Genomic DNA, 19,794 nt, shown 5'->3' on the forward strand with positions numbered 1-19,794 from the left:
GTGGCGGAGCAAGGGTTACGGCGGTCATAGCGTGGGGGAAACGCCCGGTCCCATCCCGAACCCGGAAGCTAAGACCCACAGCGCCGATGGTACTGCACCCGGGAGGGTGTGGGAGAGTAGGTCACCGCCGGAACACCATTCAGGTCGAGGACCCCAACCACCAGGTTGGGGTCCTCCCGCATTTAACCCCCGGACTTGACGCGTGGCTTCCGGCGGCCCGGCCTCGTGGGATCGGCCGCCCGCCAGACTCGGGCCACGTGCCCAGCCAGGCCCGGTTTACGGCCGGCAAGAACACCGGTCACAGGGCCCGCCACGAGCGCCTCTCGGGTCCCGCGCAGCAGGCAGGGCATCCATAGCGCGCGCCGGCGTCGTGTCTGCCAAGGACCCACAGTCGCGGCCGACCAGGACCTTGGGGCCGGTCCCCAACTGGCAGCCCCCGGCTGGCTGTCCGCCGGCGGAAAGTCCGCCGGCGGGGACCGCGGCGGATCCCGCGGAAACGGCGGCGACAAGGGGGCTTCCGCTCTCGGCGCAATTTGACCGCGATCGGCGCCGATTCCAGTGATTTTCCCCAAAAAACGCCGAAAACACGCGGAATTTGCCACCTCTGAGGCGCCAAGCTGGTAAGTTTTCGAACAGTGGTTTGTACGCATGCCGTGTGCAGGCTCCAAAATCGTGACCGTCCAGGAGGACATAAATGGCTAAGAACCGTAGTGAACTTGTTGCAGAGGTAGCAGGCAAGGCCGGCACCAGCCAGGCAGCAGTCAACTCCGTGCTCGACGCACTGTTCGAGGTCTTCGAGACCTCCGTCGCCGCGGGCGAGAAGATCACCATCCCGGGCTGGCTCGCCGTCGAGCGCACCGACCGTGCAGCTCGCACCGGCCGCAACCCGCAGACCGGCGAGACCATCCAGATTGCCGCTGGCCACAGCGTCAAGCTGACCGCCGGCTCCAAGCTGAAGGCTGCAGTCGCCAAGAAGAAGTAGTCTTCTTCGCAGGCTTGAAAGGAGCGGCAACCCTCGGGTTGCCGCTCCTTTTGCGTCCCTAACCGGTCCCCGGCCGTCCCGCTGCCCTTCCCGGCCAATCCACAGCCCATGTGAAGGCCGGGCCGGCTGGGCGGATCCCCGGAGGCCCAACCGCCGGGACCGATTCGCCGCGCAAGGCGGCGTAGCGGACAATGGAGGTGTGCCTTCCGCAGTAAATCCCACGCCCACAACCGCAGCGCCCGTTCCCCCCGGGGACGCCCGCGGCCCTGGCTCCGGTCCCGCCGGGATTGCCCGGCCGTGGCTGATCGCAGGCCTTGGCGCGTTGTTTATTGGCTTGGTAGCGGCACTCATCTTCTCCGGCGCAGCAGCCGCCCGCGAGGTCTCAGATCCCGGCGCACTCGTGCGCTGGGGGCTTCCGGTGAGCAAAGCGATCCACAACGTCGCCGTAGCCACCGTGATCGGCGGCCTCATCTTCGCCGTCGGCATCCTCCCGCGGAACAGGAGCGGCTCCCGGTCCAAGGAACAGGACGCCCCCGAACATCCGGCCCTCACCCGGGCGCTTGCCGTGGCAGCGGCCGCCGGCGCCGTCTGGACGCTCTCCGCGATCACCGTGCTCGTCCTGGGCTACGCGGACATTGCAGGGCAGGGCATCTCCGGGGATCCGGAATTCACCCGCTCGCTCGTGTACTTCATGACGGACATCGAAACCGGACGCGCCTGGCTGGCTGTCGTGATCATCGCGGCCGTCGTTACCACCGCCCTCTTCGGCGTGCGCTCCCGCGGAGGCCTGGCACTGACGCTGGTCCTTTCGCTGATCGGACTGGTCCCCGCCGCCCTGATCGGACACTCCTCAAGCTCCAGCGACCACGAGGGCGCCATCAACTCGCTTGGCCTGCACCTGGTCGGCGTATCGGCCTGGGTGGGCGGCATCATCATGCTCGCAGTCCTCTCCGGCGTCCTGGAAGGCACACGCGCCGGCGGCCGCACCTCAGGCGCGGCCCCGGGGACCGCAGACATCACCGAGCCAACGCTGCGCAGGTTCTCATCGCTGGCCGGCTTTGCCTTCGCCCTGGTCTTCGCCTCAGGCGTGATCAACGCCAGCATCCGCCTCACCAATTGGGCAGACCTCTTCAGCTCGGCCTACGGGCAACTCATCCTCGCCAAGACGGCAGCGGTCCTGGTGCTGGGCGGCATCGGGCTCATGCACCGCCGCTGGGTCATCCCGCAGCTGGGCAACCGCGCCATGGGCAGGTCCGCGCGCCGGGTGCTGTGGCAGCTGGTGATCGTGGAGCTGATCATCATGGGAGCGACGTCCGGGATCGCCGTCGCGCTGGGGCGCTCCGCCCCGCCGCAGCCCACCACCTTCGCCCCCGACGCTTCGCCGGCCTTCATCCTCTCCGGCTATGAGCTGCCGCCGGAACTGACCCCGGACCGGTGGCTCACGGAGTGGCGGCTCGACTGGCTCTGGATCGCCGTCGTCGTATTCGCCCTGGTGTCCTACCTCCTCGGCGTACGAAGGGTGCTGAAGCGGGGCGACTCGTGGCCCTGGTTCCGGACGGTCAACTGGGTGATCGGACTCGTGGTCCTCACCTACGTGACGTCGGGGCCGCCGTCGGTCTATGGCAGGGTACTGTTCTCGGCGCACATGGTGGACCACATGGCCCTGACGATGGTGGCCCCCATCTTCCTGGTCCTCGGCGCCCCCGTGACGCTGGCACTGCGGGCGCTCACGCCGCGGCGCGACAGCTCCCGCGGCCCGCGCGAGTGGCTCATGATCTTCATCCACTCCAAGTTCTCGCAACTGGTCACCCACCCGCTGTTCGCGGCCGCCAACTTCGCCGGCTCCATTGTGCTCTTCTACTACTCGGACGCGTTCGGCTACGCGATGCGGGACCACGTGGGCCACGAACTCATGAACCTGCACTTCGCCCTCACCGGCTACATCTTTGTGCTCACGATGATCGGCACCGATCCGTTGCCGCGCCGCGCACCGTACCCCATGCGGCTGCTGCTCCTGTTGGCCACCATGGGCTTCCACGCGTTCTTCGGCGTCGCCATCATGGGCGGCACGGGGCTGCTGGCCGCCGACTACTTCGGCAACCTCGGCCGGACCTGGGGTCCCTCGGCCCTGCTGGACCAGCAGATGGGCGGCGCGGTGGCCTGGGGCATCGGGGAAGTGCCCACGCTGCTGGTGGCGATCGGTGTCGCCGTTCAGTGGTCCCGCTCCGACGCGCGCGAGTCCAAACGCACCGACCGGGCGGCGGACAGGAATAACGACGCCGATCTCACCGCTTACAACGATATGTTTGCCAAGCTGGCCGAGCGCGACGCCAGGCTTGCCGAACGCAATTCAAAGCTGGAAGGACGCTCATGACCGAAACCGTACGCACCCACCTCCGGGTCCGGGCCTCCGAACTGGTGGGCCGCAACTGGCTGAACACCGGTGGCAAGTCCCTGGACCTTGAATCCCTGCGCGGCAAGATCGTGCTGCTGGACTTCTGGACGTTCTGCTGCATCAACTGCCTGCACGTCCTGGACGAACTCCGCCCGCTCGAGCAGCAGTACTCGGATGTCCTCGTGACGGTCGGCGTGCATTCGCCCAAGTTCGAGCACGAGGCCGATCCCGTGGCGCTGGCGGCCGCCGTCGAACGCTACGAGATCCGCCACCCTGTCCTCGACGACCCCGAGCTGGACACCTGGAAGGCCTACACGGCCCGGGCCTGGCCGACCCTGGTGGTCATCGATCCCGAGGGCTACATCGTGGCGCACCTCTCCGGTGAAGGCCACGCGGACGGGCTCGCCGTGCTGATCCCCGAATTGATCGCCGAACACGAGGCCAGGGGCACCCTGCACCGGGGCGACGGACCCTATGTGGCGCCGGAACCGACGTCGGGTACGCTGCGCTTCCCGGGCAAGGCCCTCTTCCTGCCCGCCGGCCGTGGCGTCGGTAGCGCTGGCGACGGCTCGTGGCTGGTGACCGACACCGGCCATCACCGGCTCGTGGAACTCTCCACCGACTTCCAGACCGTGCTGGCCACGTACGGTTCCGGTGAAAAGGGCCACGCCGACGGCAACGCCGCCACCGCCCGGTTCAATGAACCGCAGGGCCTGGTGCTGCTGCCCGAGGACGTCGCCGCCGAGACCGGCTACGACGTCGTCATTGCCGACTCCGTGAACCACCGGCTCCGCGGGCTGTCCCTCGCGGACGGAACCGTCCGGACGCTGGCAGGCAACGGCGTACAGCGGCTGCTGGAAACCGGCCCGGCCCGCGTGGACGAAGAAGGCGCCGCCTACGGCACCCGGCTCGAGGCAGACCCGCTCGCGGTGTCCCTGAGTTCGCCGTGGGACGTCGTCTGGTCCAGCAAGCTCAACGCCGTGGTGGTGGCGATGGCGGGAGTGCACCAGATCTTCAGCTTCGAGCCGACCTCCGGCGCCGTAAAGATCATCGCCGGCAATGGCCTCGAAGGACTCCTGGACGGCCCGGCCGCTGAAGCCTGGTTCGCTCAGTCCTCCGGCCTCGCCGAAGACGCGGACGGCAATGTCTGGGTGGCTGACTCAGAGACCTCCGCACTGCGCAAGCTCGTGATTGATGACGCCGGCAGCATCACCGTCGAGTCGGCGGTGGGCAAGGGCCTGTTCGACTTCGGCTTCCGCGACGGCCCCGCCGCGGAGGCGCGGCTGCAGCACCCGCTCGGCGTCACAGTGCTCCCTGACGGTTCGGTGGCCATCGCGGACACGTACAACGGCGCAGTCCGCCGCTACGACCCCGCAACGCGCACGGTCTCCACGCTGGCCCGCGGACTGTCCGAGCCCTCGGACGTGATTGTGGACCACACCCAGGTCGCCGGATCCGAGCCGTTGCTGGTGGTGGTCGAGGCCAACAAGCACCAGCTCGTGTACGTGCCCATCCCGAAGGAAGCCCAGCAGGTGGACGAGGGTGCGGCGCAGACCCACCGGCCCAAGAGCCCCGTGGCTCCCGGGCCGCTCGAACTGGCGGTCCGCTTCACGGCGCCCACCGGGCAGAAGCTGGACGACCGCTGGGGCGATCCCACCCAGTTGAAGATCTCGTCCACACCCCCGGAACTGCTGGTCTCCGGCGGCGGGACGTCCGTGGGGCTCCTGCGCACCCTGGAGCTCTCCTCCGACGTTCCCGAGGGCGTCCTGCACATCACCGCCCGCGCGGCGGCGTGCGACGGGCCCGAAGACGCCGACGGCGAGATCCCGGACCATGCAGCCTGCCACCTCTACCAGCAGGACTGGGGAATCCCCGTGCTCCTGCAGGCCGACGGCGACACCGAGCTGGTCCTGGACCTGCGCGGAATGGACTGAGCCGCTGCGCCAAGGCTGATCAAAAGGCTGCTGTCCGTGACCTGGTGTCACGGCCAGCATCCTTTTGGCTTTTCTTCGGGACCCCGAGCCGCGGAATCCCGGCGCCGGCGGACACCCGGGGCCCGGAATAGCTGCCCTGCGTGACGGGCAACGGTGCAGCCGCGGAATCCCTTGGGTGCTAGTAGTCCAGCTGTGGCGTGAGTTTGACGGTGTCGCCGTCGATGTCCAGCCGGGTCGTGAAGCTGAAATCGTGGATGGAGTCGATGTCGGACACGGCGCCCGAGAACAGGTCCTGTTGGCGGGCTTTGATCCGGGCCTTGCCGTCGAGGGGCGCCACCACCCAGCGGCCGCCGAACGGCTCGATGCTGACGCTCGGGTAGTCCGTGATGCTCCAGTCGATGGTCCCGTCCATCACGCGGTTGTTGGTGGCATGGTAGAAGGGGCAGTTGGGCTGCAGCTTCTGCTGCTGGTCGGCCTCGTCGGCGCAGGAGTCCAGGAACTCCTTGACCTTGCTGCTCACAGCTTCCTTCAGGGCGGCCGTGGCCTCGGTCAGCAGGTTCAGCGAGGCCGGACGCGCGTCCCCGCCCGACACGGTGGCGCGGGTGGCCGGGGCGGAGAAGTACTGGCCGTTCAGGGTCGCCTCATACTCGCCGGGGTAGAAGACGGCGAAGGAGTTGCGGCCGTTGGGCATGTTCACCGGTACCCCGTTGAGGGTGGCCTCGCTGGAGTTGACCACGGTGACGTCCAGGACGGGCAGCTCAGAGGGGACGAAAGACCATTTGTGGAAAAACAGCCACTCGGTGCCGGAGCGTTCCAACAGGAACTCGGTCCGCAACGGGTTGCCGTCGATGGTGTAGTCCATGGGCACCATGACCTGGTTGGCACCGCGCTCTTCCGCGTCGCCAAGCTTGACGTCGGAGATGCGGGCCGCCGCGGTCTGCAGGGCCGTGCCGTCGAGCATCGCCGGGTTGCTTTGTGGCACGGAGGCACGCAACAGGCCCAGCGCCTTTTCGCCGTCGCCCTTTTGCAGGGCGCTCAAATATTCGCGGACTGGTTGCTGGGGCCCGGCAAGGGAGTCGTTCACCAGGTTGATCGACACGATGGCCCCGGCGACGGCAAGCATCAGTCCGAGCAGCCACACTGCCGCGATTTTGACCAACGCCTGACTCATCTGCACCATTCTTACGTTACCTGTACCCCACAGGAATCCCGGTGTCACGGTCCGCATCTGTGACGCGGAGCATGGCTGAAGGCCGCCCGGGCCGGCTGGCCGGGAGCGTTCGGTTGGATGCCGCCGCGGTGATCCCTAGCGGCGGCGGCGCTTGGAGGAAGTGCCGAAGACGCCGCGGAGCAGCTCCCTGCCAAGCTGGGTCCCCAGCGAGCGGGCCATGCTCTGGAGCCCACCGCCGAGGGCCCCCGCGAGGTCGCCGCCGATGCCCCCGCCCCCGCCGGCCTTCGGCTGCGCCGGCCGGGGGGCGCGCCGCTCGGGCACGTTGTCATTGTCGGGCATCCTGGGCGCCGGCGCGGGGCGGCTGCTGGGTCGGCCAAGGATTTCTTCCTCGATCCGTCGGGCTTCGGCGTCGATGGCGCTGGGGTCCAAACCGCCGCCCTGGGCTCGGTCCGGGCCTCCGCCCTGGTGTGCGGTCCCGGCGGCCGGTCCGGTGGGGGCAGCACCTGTGTGGTCACCGCCTTCGGCGGCGATCTTCTCGTAGGCCGAGATGTTGTCGACGGCGGTGCCGTACTTGGGCAGCAGGGCCGAGGCTGCGACGGTGCTGGAGATCAGCTCGTCGGTGCTGGGACCCATCACGGACTCCGGGGCACGGAGCCGGGTCAGCGCCACGGGGGTCGGCGCGCCGTTCTCATTCAGAACCGTGATGACGGCCTCGCCGATGCCGGCGGTGGTGAGGGTCTCCTCGAGGTCGTAGTCGCTGGTCGGGAAGGTGGAAACGGTGGCCCTGAGGGCCTTGGCGTCCTCCGGGGTGTAGGCGCGGAGGGCGTGCTGCACCCGGTTTGCCAGCTGGCCGAGGACGTCGGCAGGGACGTCCTTGGGGGTCTGCGTCACGAAGAAGATCCCGACTCCTTTGGACCGGATGAGCCGGACGGTGGTGGTGATCGCATCAAGGAAGGCTTTCGAGGCGCCGTTGAACAGCAGGTGCGCCTCATCGAGAAAGAAGACGAGCTTGGGCTTGTCAAGGTCCCCGGCCTCGGGCAGGTCCTCGAAGAGGTCGGCGAGCAGCCACATGAGGAACGTCGAGAAGAGCATGGGCTTGGTCTGCAGGGTCGGAAGCTCCAGGCAGCTCACCACGCCGCGGCCGTCCGGCGCGGTCCGCAGCAGTTCGGCGGTGTCGAACTCGGGTTCGCCGAAGAACTTCTCCATGCCCTGCGCCTCGAGCGTGATCAGTTCGCGCAGGATCACGCCGGCGGTGGCCTTGGAGAGGCCGCCGAGTTCCTCAAGCTCGTCCTTGCCCTCGGCCGAGGTCAGGAACTGGATCACGGCCCGCAGGTCCTTGAGGTCGATCAGCTCAAGGTCTTTCTTGTCCGCGAAGTGGAAGACGAGCTGCAGGCTCGATTCCTGGGTCTCGTTCAGGTCCATGATGCGGGAGAGCAGGATGGGACCGAAGGAGGTGATGGTGGCGCGGACCGGTATGCCGTTGCCGTCGCCGCCGAGCGCAAGGAATTCCACCGGGAAAGTCTTGCCGGCCCAGGCCTGGCCGAGGCTCTCCGTGCGGGCGAGGAGCTTTTCGCTGCCCGTGGCCGCAGTGGCCAGGCCGGAGAGGTCGCCCTTGATGTCGGCCAGGAACACGGGTACACCCGCGGTGGAGAGCTGTTCGGCGATCATGTGCAGCGTGACGGTCTTGCCGGTGCCTGTCGCCCCCGCCACGAGGCCGTGCCGGTTCATCATCGCGAGCGGCAACCGGACCGGCGCCTCCTTGCGGAGCTCGCCGTCGACGATCGCCGCGCCGAGCTCGATCGTCGGGCCCTCCAGGGTATAGCCCTGGACGATCGTGGCGACTTTGTCTGCAGTGGACTTGATGGCCATGCGGTTAGCTTAGCCGGGTCCGGGGTTCCCGGACCCGGCCGGGACGAGCCTATTCGGCGAGGGCCCTGAGGACCTCCTTGGCCACATCCTCGCTGGACTGCGGGTTCTGTCCGGTGATGAGGTTTCCGTCCCGCACAACATGAGACGTCCAGGCCGCGCCGTTCTCCACTACCGCGCCCTTCTCCGTCAGGACGTCCTCCACGAACCACGGTGTATTGGGTCCCGTGCCGCCGCCCAGCTCCTCCTCGTTGGTGAAGACGGTGAGGCGGCGTCCGGCGAAGGTGAACGCGCCGTCGTCGTCCGTGGCGCTCAGCAGCCCGGCCGGGCCGTGGCAGAACGGCGCGATGATCGTGGCAGCGGCGTTGGCGCCGGAGAGGATCCTGCCGAGGTCGGCATCCCGGTACAGATCGGCCATGGGCCCGTGGCCGCCCGGCATGACGACGGCGTCATAGTCGGCGACGTCGACACCACCCAGCACCAGCGGGGCGGAGAGCTCGGCGTCGATCGACTCAAGGTATTTCCGGAAACCGTCGGCACGGTCCTGGCCGCCCGCGGACTCGGCCGCGAGGCTGACCTCATCCACCGTGGGCTTCCGGCCTCCGGGGGTGGCGATGTGCACGGTGTGACCCGCGTCGAGGAGGGTCTGGTGGGAGACGACGAGTTCCTCGGCCCAGTAGCCGGTGGGGTGTTCGGTGCCGTCGCGCATGGTGAGGGAATTTGCGGCCGAGACGACCATCAGGATGTTAGCCATGGTGTTGTTCCTGTTCTGCCGGCAGGGCCGGCGGGTGGTGGAAGGGGTTAGCGGGCTGCTTGGAGTTCCGCGAAGGTGGCATCGTCGAGCACGACGCCGGCCGCCGCGAGGTTTTCTTCCAGGTGCTTCATGGAGCCGGTGCCGGGGATGGGCATTATGACGGGGGAGCGGCGCAGCAGCCAGGCCAGCGCGACCTGGGAGGTGGTGGCACCGAGCCGCGTGGCGGCCGCGTCCAGCGGACCGCCCGGCCGGGCGAGTTCGCCGGCGGCGATGGGCGCCCACGGAATGAAGCCGATGCCGTTCTCCTCGGCGTACTCGAGGACGTCCTCGGAGCTGCGGTCGGTGAGGTTGTACCGGTTTTGCACCGTGGAGACCGTGAAGTACTTCCCGGCTTCCTCCAACTCCTCCACGCTGACCTGAGACAGGCCGAGGGCTTTGACCTTGCCTTCCTTTTGCAGATCGCGAAGCACGGTGAACTGCTCCTCGCGGTCCACTTTGGGATCGATCCGGTGCAGCTGCAGGAGGTCCAGGGCATCGACCTTGAGCTTGCGCAGGCTCAACTCCGTCTGCTGGCGCAGGTATTCGGGCCGGCCGACCGGAACCCACACGTTAGGTCCGGTGCGGGCGAACCCCACCTTGGTGGCGATCTTGAGGCCGTCCCGGTAGGGGTGCAGCGCCTCGGCGAGGATTTCCTCGCTGACGTTGGGGCCGTATGAGTCGGCGGTGTCAATGAAGTCGATGCCAAGCTCCACGGCACGGCGTACGACGGCGACCGCGGCGGCGCGGTCCGCCGGCTCGCCCCAGACGCCGTTGCCGGTGATCCGCATGGCGCCAAAGCCCAGCCGGTGGACTGTTCCGAGGTCCTGCAGGGCGATCGTGGCGGATGATTCGGGATGTTGTGAATTGTCGGGGCTCATAGGTACGGGAACATCCTCAGCCTGCTGACTATTCCAAGGGTTCCCGACCGGACGGTCCACGCTCGGGCGATGCGGGCCCTGCGCGGCGCCTGGCCGGTTCGAAGATATCTGCCCTGCAGGGTTACGCTACCGATTGGAATTTATGCTTTAGACTGTGGCATGCCCAACTCGCTCACGCGCATCGTACTGGCCATTGTTGTGACCCTAGGCCTTGTCTCCATGGGTGGAAGCCCGGCCTCGGCCGCCACTTCCCCGGGGCCGGGGATCGACGTCTCCTGGCCGCAGTGCGGCAAGGTCCTGCCCAAGCAGCCCATGTTCGCGATTGTCGGCGTCAACAACGGCCTTGCCAACACGACGAACCCCTGCCTGGCGAGCCAGCTGGCCTGGGCGAAGACCGCAAAGTCGCCCGCGGCAACGTCGCAGCCGAGGGTGGCCCTGTACGTCAACACCGCCAACCCCGGCCGTCAAGGGTCCTGGTGGCCCACGTCGAACACCTACAACGGGGTGAAGGTCACCAATCCTTACGGCAACTGCGCCTTGGGGTCGTTCAAAGCCTGCTCCTACATGTACGGGTGGGCCAAGGCCTCCGACGACGCAAGGCGCCGCGGGGTCAGCAACCCGCAGTCCTACCTCTGGTGGCTGGATGTGGAAACGGAAAACACCTGGCAGACAGACAAAGCCGCCAACGTCGCCGTCCTGGAAGGCATGACCGCCTATTTCAAGCGGATCGGCGCCCGGGTGGGCCTCTACTCCACGGGTTACCAGTGGGCGCAGATCGCCGGAACCGTGAAGTCGACCAGCCCGCTGGCAGGATTGCCAAGCTGGCTGGCCGGTGCCGCATCGGCGTCCCGCGCCAAGTCAAACTGCGCCTTGCCCGGACTCACGCCGCGCAGCCGCGTCTCCATGACGCAGTACATTTCCGGCGGCCTGGACTACAACTACTCCTGCGGCTGAGCCGCCTGCAGAAATATCCCGGGGGCCGCCGTCGTTGACCCCAGTGTGCCCGCGCCGGAAACCCGGTGCCGCCCAGGACCGCAGTCCACACTCCGGCCCGCACACTGCTCCGCTACGAAAGGCCGGCTTTTCCGTGACTGTTCCGCTTTCCATTCTTGATCTCGCTACCATCGGCCCGGGCCAGACGGCGGCGGAGAGCTTCGCCGGCAGCGTCGCCATGGCGCAGCTCGCCGAGGACCGAGGCTACCGGCGGATCTGGTACGCCGAGCACCACAACATGTCCGCGATCGCCTCGTCCGCCACGAGCGTGCTGATCGCCCACGTCGCGGCCCACACCTCCAGCATCCGGCTCGGCGCCGGCGGCGTGATGCTGCCCAACCACTCGCCGCTGACCATCGCGGAACAGTTCGGCACCCTCGAGACCCTGCACCCGGGCAGGATCGACCTCGGCCTGGGCCGGGCGCCGGGCAGCGACCAGAACACCATGCGCGCCCTGCGCCGCGATCCGATGTCGGCAGACAGCTTCCCGCAGGACGTCCTGGAGCTCCAGGGCTACCTGACCGGCCCCACCCGCATCCAGGGCGTAGAGGCCACCCCGGGCAAGGGCACCAACGTGCCGCTGTACATCCTGGGTTCCTCCCTGTTCGGCGCCAGGCTGGCCGCGCAGCTGGGGCTGCCCTACGCGTTCGCGTCACACTTCGCGCCCAACGCGCTGCAGGATGCGGTGGCCGTCTACCGCCGCGAGTTCCGGCCCTCCGCGCAGCTCGACGCTCCGCACGTGATCGCCGGAGTCAACGTCATTGCCGCGGACTCGGCCGCCGAGGCGCAGGCGATGTTCCAGGCCACGAAGCGGGCCAGGGTCTCCCTGTTCTTCGGCAATGGCCGCGTGTTCAGCGACGACGAGGCGGACATGATCCTGGACTCGCCCCAGGGCCAGCACGTGGCGCAGATGATGAAGTACTCCGCTGTGGGCACCCCCGAGGCCGTCCTGGCGTACCTGGAGGAGTTCACGGAGCACGCCGGCGCCGACGAACTGATCGTGGCGCACCAGAGCACGGGGACCGAAGCCCGGCTCCGTTCCGTGGAACTCCTGGCCGACGCGGCCCGGCTCGTGCGGGCATAAGGCCCCGGAGTCTTCCCGGGCTACAGTTCCCGGCGGGCGCCCTCGGACGCGGTGACGGGGAAAATATGCGGGGCCGTGTACCCGGCCCGGGCGAAGTCGCGGGCGACGCCCGCGGCCACCGCCGCGGCGTCGTCGTTGCGGACCAAAGCGATGGCGGCGCCACCGAAACCGCCGCCGGTCATCCGCGCGCCGATGGCGCCCATTTCCTGCGCGCTGGCCACGGCGAGGTCGAGCTCCGGGGTGGAAATCTCGAAGTCGTCGCGCATGGACAGATGCGATTCGTTGAGGAACCGCCCGATCGTGGCGGCGCCGGAGGTCCGCAGTGCCGTCACGGTGTCCAGCACGCGCTGGTTTTCCGTGATGATGTGGCGGACCCGGCGGTAGGTCTGTCCGTCGAGCTGTGCTGCGGCGCGGGGGAGATCGGCCGGGCCCAGCGCCCGCAGGCTTCCGACGCCCAAGCGGCGGGCGCCGTCCTCGCAGGAACGACGGCGGCTGGCATAGCCGCCGTCGGCATGGGAATGGCTGGTGCGGGTATCGATCACGAGCAGCCCCACCCCGGCGCCGGCGAAGCCGAGGGCAACCGCCTCGGTCGTCAGGTTCTGGCAGTCGAGCAGGATGCCATGATCGGGCTCGCCCAGGAGCGAGGCCGACTGGTCCATGATGCCGGTGGGCGCGCCGACCACCCTGTTCTCGGCCAGCTGGCCGATCCGGGCCAGTTCCGGCCTGCCCAGCCCCAAGTCCCAGAGATCGTTCAGGGCCAGGGCCACCGCGCATTCGACGGCGGCAGACGAGGACAGCCCGGCACCGGCCGGGACATCCGAGGTCAGCGCCAGGTCCAGGCCGGACAGCCGGGACGGGACGCCGGAACCGGCTGCGGAACCGGCGCCGCCGGCCGCCGCCCGGGACATCGCCCAGGCCACGCCGAGGGGGTACGCGGCCCAGCCGGTGAGGGCATCCGGGTCAAGGTGGTCGAGGCTTACCTCTATGACGCCGGGGAAGGAGCTGCTGGTGACCCGGAGCAGACGGTCTGCGCGGACGCGGGCCGCCACCGTGGTGCGCTTGTCGATAGCGATCGGAAACGCGAAGCCCTCGTTGTAGTCCGTGTGCTCGCCGATCAGGTTGACCCGCCCGGGCGCCGACCACAAACCGTCCGGCGCCCCACCGAACTGACTGGAAAAGTACCCACTTTCCCGTTCAAGGACCTCGTTCATGGCTGGGTGGCTTCCTGCTCTGTTGCTGGGAGTTCTGTGCGGATTGGCTCGAGCCCTGGCGCACGCGGTGGCGGCGATGCTTTTTCCATGGCATCACGGAGCCGTGCGGCGGCCGTTTCCGGCGGGATGTCCGCGATGAAAGCGCCCATCGCGGCCTCCGACCCTGCCAGGTACTTGAGCTTGTCCTCCTCCCGGCGGGGCGAGGTCAGCTGCAGCATGAGCCGGATGTCGTCCCGGTGGGCGTGGACGGGAGCCTGGTGCCAGGCCGAAATGTACGGAGTGGGGGTGTCATAGAGGGCATCGACGCCACGCAGGAGCTGGCGGTACAGCAGGGAGAACTCATCGCGTTCCTCGTCCGTCGTGGCGGCGAGGTCCGGGACGTGCCGGTGCGGGAGGATGTGCACTTCCAGCGGCCAGCGCGCGGCAAACGGGACAAACGCGGTCCAGTGCTCGCCCTGGAGCAGCACCCGCTCGGATTTCTGCTCGAAACTGAGGATGTCCTCGAACAGCGAACCGCCGTAGTTCTCGATCGTGCGGACCAGCTGGGCCGTGCGGGGCGTGATGTACGGGTAGGCGTAGATCTGTCCGTGCGGGTGGTGCAGGGTCACGCCGATCGCTTCGCCGCGGTTCTCGAACGGAAAAACCTGTTCGACGCCGGGCAGTGCGGACAGCGCGGCCGTCCGGTCCGCCCAGGCTTCCACCACCGTGCGCATCCGGGACAGGGGCAGTCCCGCCAGGGAGCCGGTGTGTTCCGGGGAGAAGCACACCACTTCGCACCGGCCCACGGACTGCCGGCTGCGCCCCAGCCCCACCCGTTCAAGGTCATCCAGGCCTTCCGGCGCCGCGGCCCCCGCCAGGTCCGGCCCGAAGGACGGGGACTTGTTTTCGAAGACTGCGACGTCGTAGAGGCTCGGAATTTCCGAGGGATTCTCCGGCGACGCCGGGGCCAGCGGGTCCAGGTGCGAGGGCGGCAGAACCACCCGGTTCTGCCGGGCGGCCGCGATCGAGATCCACTCCCCGGTCAGGACGTCCTGGCGCATGGTGGCGGTGGGCGGCCGGACCGACGGCGCGCGGAGATCCTCGCCCCGGTGCGGGGGCAGGACCGTATCGGCATCATCGAAGTAGATGATGTCCCGGCCGTCGGAGAGCTTGTAGGAGCGTTTCGTAATCTGGCCCATGCTAGGGGTTCCTCACGGGGTGAGCGCTGTTTGCGGCTGGATCGGCGGCCGGAGCGGCCGCGGTGACACGGCGGACGGCCAGGAGCAGCCCGTGTTCCGGGTTCAGGACCGGCATGGGGAGCCCGGATTCGGCCAGGAAACGTCCCGAGGCCTCGATGCCGCCCACAAGCCACGCCGGTGGCGCCGCCTGCAGGAACGCCCGCCGGTCATCGGCCGCGGGGTAGACCGCTTCCACCCGGTACGCGGCGTCCGGGAGCAGTCCCGGCAGGCAGACCCGCCCCGGGACTTCGGCGAACGACGTCGCCACGGACACCAGGGCGTAGAGGGCCTCGCCGCCGTCGTGGGACACGACGCCGTGCAGCCGGAGGGCCGGATCGGGCTCGTCGGCCCGCACCATGCGCCCGCTGTGCAGGAGCGGCCGGTACTGCTTGAACAGCGCAATGGCCGCGGCAAGCTCGGTCCGTTCGGCAGCGGCGAGACGCCGGACATCCCATTCGAGGCCGAAGTGGCCGAACATCGCGGTGATCGCCCGGAACGAGAGGTCATGTGTTCGCGCGGTGGTGTGGCTCGTGGTGGGGCCGATGTGCGATCCGACGAGTTCCGGCGGCACCACCACGCCGGTCCAGCGCTGGATGGTCTGCCGTTCCAGGGCATCGTTGCAGTCAGAGGCCCAGATCCGGTCGGTGCGTTCCAGGATGCCGAGATCCACGCGGGCGCCCCCGGAGGAACAACTTTCAATCTCGACGCCGGGGTGGGCCTTGCGGAGCTCGTCGAGGAGCCGGTAGGCGGCCAGCGTCTGGGCGTGCACGGACGGGCGGCCGGCGTGGCCCATCTCGGCCAGGTCCCGGTTCTGGTCCCACTTGAGGTAACTGATCCGGTATTCGCTCAACAGGGCATCGAGCCTGTCGAAGATGTACTGCCAGGCAGCCGGATTGACCAGGTCAAGGACCTGCTGGTGCCGCCACCGTTCCGGTAGCCGGCCGGCCGGGCCGCCCGCGGAACGCTGGGCCGGGCCGGCGATCCAGTCCGGGTGGGCGCGGGCCAGGTCGGAGTCTTCGTTGACCATTTCGGGTTCGACCCAGAGCCCGAATTCCATGCCGTGGCCGGTGACCGCGTCGATCAGCGGCGTGAGGCCCGCGGGCCACAGGTCCTCGTCGACGTACCAGTCGCCGAGGCCCGCCTGGTCGTCGCGGCGGCCGCGGAACCAGCCGTCGTCGAGGACGAACCGTTCCACGCCGAGCCCGGCGGCCGCTTCGGCGAGTTCCAGCAGGGGTTCGAGTCGGTGGTCGAAGTAGACCGCTTCCCAGACGTTGAGCACCACGGGACGGGCCTTGCCGGACCGCACGCCGGGGTGGTGCGGCCGGGCGCGGAACCAGGTGTAGAAGGCATCGCTGATGCCGTCCAGGCCCGCGGCGGAGTACGCCGCGAACAGCCACGGGGTCTCGTAGCTGGCGTTCGCGGCCACGCTGATCTCGCCGGCGCCGAGCAGTTCCGAGGCGCCCATGACGGTCCGGCCGTCCGCGGCGGCGTCAACGAAGCTCTCGTGGTTGCCGCTCCAGCCCAGATGCACGGCCCAGACCTGCCCGTGGCGGTTGCCGAATCCGGGGGTGCCGGCGGCCAGCAGGAGCGAGGCGTCATGGCCGGTCCGGCCGTGCCGGCCCGAGCGGACCCACGTGCCTTGGCGCAGCGGCAGGCGCTGGGGGTGGGACTCCCGGCACCAGCGGCCGGTCAGGTCCAGGATTTCTATGGCGGCGCGGCCCACGGGCAACACGGCGGCGAGTTCGTCGAGGCTGTACGGGTCGGCGCCGTGGTTATCGAGCCGGTGCCGGAGCTGGAGCAGGCCGCCGTCGTTGAACCTGATCTCCGTGCGGACGCTGACACCGGCCTCGGGGTCGGCCTGGGTGATGACCGCTGAACAGTCCTCCCCGTGGGAACCCTCGACACTGGACCGCTCGACACTGACCACGCGCAGACGGGCCGAGAACGCCTGGCCGTTCCGGTGGCCGCGGAGGCCGGGCCGCCCGCGCCAGCCGGAGGACGCCTGCGGGATCAGTCCCAGCGTGACCGGGACATCGAGGGCCGAGTGCGGCACGGCCTCGCCCAGCAGCGAAAGATCCGGCAGGGCCAGGCCGAGATCGGCGCCGAAGTGCAGCATGGCGGCCTCGCCCGTGCTGAAGTCGATGAGCAGGGATGTTCCGGAGCGGCGCAGGTACAACGGCTCCAGATCCGAGGACAACAGCGCCGGGACGCCCACGGGGGATCGGGTCTCGGCGGCAACGATGAGGTCCGGGTTGTTCACGGCAGCTCCAGGCGTAGTGGTTTGGGTGGGCGGGGGCCGTGCGGTCAGGCTGTGGCTGCTGCGGGGCTGGCTGCGCTGGTGCTCCGGGCGTCGCCGGTACTGGCCAGGCGGAGCCGGCCGACGCGCTCGCCAAGGATGCGCCGGGCCTCGCTGCCAAGGAGGTCGTCGCTGATGAGTTCGTCAGCGTCCTCCAGGCTGGCGATCGTGCTGATGCCGAGGGTGCCCCACTTGGTGTGGTCGGCCAGCACCACCACCCGCCGGGCAGCGGTGACGAAGGCCCGGTCGGTTTCGGCCTCGAGCACGTTGGGGGTGGTGAACCCGGCGTCGGCGTCGACACCGTGGACGCCGAGGAACAATACGTCCAGGTGCAGCTGCTTGAGCGAGGAAGTGGCCAGCGGCCCGACGAGGGCATCGGAGGGTGTGCGCTCGCCGCCGGTCAGGATCACGGTGGACGGGGACGCGCTCTGGTGGAAGACGTCCGCGATCCGCACCGAGTTGGTGACCACCGTGATCCGCGGGCCGGCGGACAGCAGCTGGGCCAGGGCCCACGTGGTGGTGCCGGCGCTGAGCCCCACCGCCATGCCCTCGCGCACCTGTGCGGCCGCCTCCTGCGCAATCGCCATCTTCTCGTCCTTGAGCTGGGTCACCTTCAGCTCGAAGCCTGGCTCGTGGGTGCCGGCCCCGCCGGGCAACTTGGCCCCGCCGTGGATCTTCTCCACGGCGCCCGCCGAGTCGAGGGCCTCGATGTCCCGCCGCACGGTCATCAGCGAGACGCCGAGCATCTTGGCGAGGTCCGCGACACGGACGATCCGCTCACGCTGGACCTCCGCGAGGATGGCGGAATGGCGGGCTGCGGCTAGCATGTGGAGTCCTTACAGGTTTGAGCGGTTTGGCAGGCTTGACGGGTCTGACTGGCTTGACTGGGTTGAGTGGCCGGCGGAGGTGCCGACCAATTGGGCGGCAGCCGAACGGACGACGGCGACACCGCCGGCCGCGAGGCCGAGCCCGCCGTCGAGCTCGGCGCCGGTGAGCAGGTCCACACCTTCCAGCGGCAGCCGGACGTCGTGCGCCCCGTGGTTAATGCAGAACGTCCAGTCCGTCCCGTCCTTGCTGCGCCGGACCACTTCCACACCGTCCGGCAGCTGGGGAACGAGCGGCTGCACCCTGGCATCGGCGCAGACGACGGCGAGCAGTTCGGCCAGCCCCTCCGGCGCGAGTGACGTGGCGACATAGTAGGAGCGGCCGCTTCCGGCGCGGTTACGGGTCACGGCCGGAGAACCGGCGGCCGGTCCCTCCGCCACGGCCGCGAGGACCTCGGCGGTGGTGGCATGCCCCAATTCGTTCCAGCAGGTACCGGCCCCGAAGCTGCTGAGCCGGATGCTTTCGCCGCCGCGCAGCGGGAAAAACTCTTCCATCTTCACACCCAGCAGTCCGCTGAACGCGCCGGGGTAGCTGCCAAGCCTGATGTGGTCATTTTCGTCCACGATACCGGAGAAATAGGTCACCACGAGGTGGCCGCCGGAACGCACATACGCGTCCAGATTCGCGGCCCCGGCATCGCTCACGAGGTACTGCATCGGCGCGACGACGAGCCGGTAGCCGGAAAGATCATCGGTGCCCTGGCGGAAGTCGGTGGGGATGCCGGCCCGGTAGAAGGCATCATGCCAGCGCCGGGTTTCGGCGATGTTGGAGGCATCCACGCTCGGGTGCGAGTCCAGTTCCGAGGCCCAGCGCGCGTCAGTGTCGTGGAGGATCGCGACGTCCACCCGGCCGGACGCGCCCGTAACCACCGAGCCGCTGACCTCGGCCAGGCTGCGCAGCGCCTGGCCCAGCTGGACCACTTCGCGCCAAACCTTGGTGTCCGTGCCGGCATGCGGCAGCAGCCCGGAATGGAACTTCTCGGCGCCGGCCCGCGAGGCCCGCCACTGGAAGAAGAGCGCACCGTCGGCGCCGCGGGCAACATGCTGCAGGGAATTGCGCAGCATCTCACCAGGCGCCTTGGCGATGTTGCGGGGCTGCCAGTTCACGGCGGAGGTGGAATGCTCCATGAGCAGCCACGGCTGGCCCTTGGCCCAGCCGCGGGTGAGGTCCGCGGTTGCCGCCAGTTCCTGAAAATTCCGCGGGTCCTCGGCGATCAGGTAGTGGTCGTTGGAGACCACGTCCATTTCCTCGGACCAGCGCCAGTAGTCCACGGGCTGGTGCAGGCCCATGTTGAAGCCCATGAAGTTGGTGGTCACGGGATGCCCCGAGTGCGAGCGGATGATCGCGGCCTCGGCCTTGTAGCATTCGAGCAGTTCATCGGAGGAGTAGCGGGCGAAATCCAACTGCTGGGTCGGGTTGACCCAGGTCCCGGAGGTGCGGGGCGGCAGGATCTGCTCCCAGGCCGAGTAGCGCTGGGACCAGAAGGCGGTGCCCCACGCGGCGTTGAGGGCCTCAAGGCTGCCGTACCGGAGTTGGAGCCAGCGCCGGAAGCCGGTGGCGGCGCCGTCGGAGAAATCCGGTTGGTTGTGGCAGCCGTACTCGTTGTGGACGTGCCACATCACGACGGCGGGGTGGTCCTTGTACCGGACTGCGATCTGCTCGGTCAGTGCCGCGGCGGCCCGGCGGTATTCGGCGCTCGAGGCGGCGAAGGCCTGCCGGGAACCGTAACTGTGCCGCACGCCGTCGGCCGTTACCGGCAGGGACTCGGGGTATTTGTGGCTGAACCAGGGCGGAGGCGACGCCGTGGCATTCGCCAGGTCCACCCGGATGCCGTTGGCGTGCAGCAGGTCCAGGACCCGGTCCAGCCAGCCGAACTCGTAGACGCCCTCGGACGGCTCAAGCAGGGACCAGCTGAAGATGCCCACGCTGACCAGGTTGACGCCGGCCTCGCGCATCAGCCGGACGTCCTCGTCCCAAGTCTCCTCGGGCCACTGCTCCGGGTTGTAGTCCCCGCCGAATGCCAGCATCGGGGAGCCTTCGGAACCGAGGCGGGCGGTGATGTAGTCCATGCCGTTGTGGTGGGTGGTGT

Annotated in this window: 14 protein-coding genes and 1 rRNA gene; 6 read left to right on the top strand and 9 right to left on the bottom strand. The window is 68.8% G+C overall.

Features of this window, described 5'->3' with window-relative positions:
* The first annotated feature begins 16 nt into the window (after positions 1 to 16).
* The 4 genes from rrf (at position 17) to C566_RS0108935 (ending at position 5,311) form a co-directional block, all read left to right on the top strand.
* Positions 17 to 133: ribosomal RNA gene (rrf, locus tag C566_RS0108920) — 5S ribosomal RNA — on the top strand.
* Between the two features lie 561 nt (positions 134 to 694).
* A complete protein-coding gene (locus tag C566_RS0108925) occupies positions 695 to 982 on the top strand; it encodes an HU family DNA-binding protein (RefSeq protein ID WP_011776355.1) in 288 nt (95 codons plus the stop codon).
* Positions 983 to 1,181: 199 nt separating this feature from the next.
* The gene (locus tag C566_RS0108930) at positions 1,182 to 3,356 is read left to right on the top strand and encodes a cytochrome c oxidase assembly protein (RefSeq protein WP_081627295.1); all 2,175 of its coding nucleotides are present in this window, start codon (positions 1,182 to 1,184) and stop codon (positions 3,354 to 3,356) included.
* A complete protein-coding gene (locus C566_RS0108935) occupies positions 3,353 to 5,311 on the top strand; it encodes an NHL domain-containing thioredoxin family protein (RefSeq protein ID WP_018773990.1) in 1,959 nt (652 codons plus the stop codon). The genes C566_RS0108930 and C566_RS0108935 overlap by 4 nt, the downstream gene beginning before the upstream one ends.
* A 178-nt stretch (positions 5,312 to 5,489) precedes the next feature.
* On the opposite strand, the gene C566_RS0108940 is transcribed toward C566_RS0108935, so the two are convergent.
* The 4 genes from C566_RS0108940 to C566_RS0108955 form a co-directional block, all read right to left on the bottom strand.
* The gene (locus tag C566_RS0108940; RefSeq protein WP_018773991.1) at positions 5,490 to 6,482 is read right to left on the bottom strand and encodes a hypothetical protein; all 993 of its coding nucleotides are present in this window, start codon (positions 6,480 to 6,482) and stop codon (positions 5,490 to 5,492) included.
* 135 nt (positions 6,483 to 6,617) lie between these two features.
* Positions 6,618 to 8,351: a helicase HerA-like domain-containing protein gene (locus tag C566_RS0108945; protein WP_018773992.1), complete on the bottom strand. Its 1,734-nt coding sequence runs from the start codon at positions 8,349 to 8,351 to the stop codon at positions 6,618 to 6,620.
* A gap of 49 nt (positions 8,352 to 8,400) precedes the next feature.
* Entirely contained in the window at positions 8,401 to 9,102 is a 702-nt protein-coding gene (locus tag C566_RS0108950; RefSeq protein WP_018773993.1) for a type 1 glutamine amidotransferase domain-containing protein, read from the bottom strand.
* A gap of 47 nt (positions 9,103 to 9,149) precedes the next feature.
* Complete coding sequence (locus C566_RS0108955) at positions 9,150 to 10,019, bottom strand: aldo/keto reductase (RefSeq protein ID WP_018773994.1); 870 nt, start codon at positions 10,017 to 10,019, stop codon at positions 9,150 to 9,152.
* Positions 10,020 to 10,178: 159 nt separating this feature from the next.
* On the opposite strand from C566_RS0108955, the gene C566_RS0108960 reads away from it, so the two are divergent.
* Both C566_RS0108960 and C566_RS0108965 read left to right on the top strand, forming a co-directional pair.
* Positions 10,179 to 10,973, top strand: a complete 795-nt coding sequence (locus C566_RS0108960) for a hypothetical protein (RefSeq protein WP_018773995.1) — start codon at positions 10,179 to 10,181, stop codon at positions 10,971 to 10,973.
* Between the two features lie 133 nt (positions 10,974 to 11,106).
* Positions 11,107 to 12,096: an LLM class flavin-dependent oxidoreductase gene (locus C566_RS0108965; protein WP_018773996.1), complete on the top strand. Its 990-nt coding sequence runs from the start codon at positions 11,107 to 11,109 to the stop codon at positions 12,094 to 12,096.
* Positions 12,097 to 12,116: 20 nt separating this feature from the next.
* On the opposite strand, the gene galK is transcribed toward C566_RS0108965, so the two are convergent.
* From galK to C566_RS0108990, 5 genes are all read right to left on the bottom strand, one after another.
* A complete protein-coding gene (galK, locus tag C566_RS0108970; RefSeq protein ID WP_018773997.1) occupies positions 12,117 to 13,307 on the bottom strand; it encodes a galactokinase in 1,191 nt (396 codons plus the stop codon).
* The gene (gene galT / locus C566_RS0108975; RefSeq protein ID WP_018773998.1) at positions 13,304 to 14,485 is read right to left on the bottom strand and encodes a galactose-1-phosphate uridylyltransferase; all 1,182 of its coding nucleotides are present in this window, start codon (positions 14,483 to 14,485) and stop codon (positions 13,304 to 13,306) included. The genes galK and galT overlap by 4 nt, the downstream gene beginning before the upstream one ends.
* Before the next feature lies 1 nt (position 14,486).
* On the bottom strand, positions 14,487 to 16,709 hold the full coding sequence (locus C566_RS21195; RefSeq protein ID WP_051082289.1) for an alpha-galactosidase: 2,223 nt from the start codon (positions 16,707 to 16,709) through the stop codon (positions 14,487 to 14,489).
* Positions 16,710 to 16,828: 119 nt separating this feature from the next.
* Positions 16,829 to 17,647: a DeoR/GlpR family DNA-binding transcription regulator gene (locus tag C566_RS0108985; protein ID WP_018774000.1), complete on the bottom strand. Its 819-nt coding sequence runs from the start codon at positions 17,645 to 17,647 to the stop codon at positions 16,829 to 16,831.
* Between the two features lie 9 nt (positions 17,648 to 17,656).
* The gene (locus tag C566_RS0108990) at positions 17,657 to 19,774 is read right to left on the bottom strand and encodes a beta-galactosidase (RefSeq protein ID WP_043466565.1); all 2,118 of its coding nucleotides are present in this window, start codon (positions 19,772 to 19,774) and stop codon (positions 17,657 to 17,659) included.
* Between the last annotated feature and the right edge of the window lie 20 nt (positions 19,775 to 19,794).

Source organism: Arthrobacter sp. 131MFCol6.1 (genome assembly GCF_000374925.1).
Classification (GTDB): Bacteria; Actinomycetota; Actinomycetes; order Actinomycetales; family Micrococcaceae; genus Arthrobacter.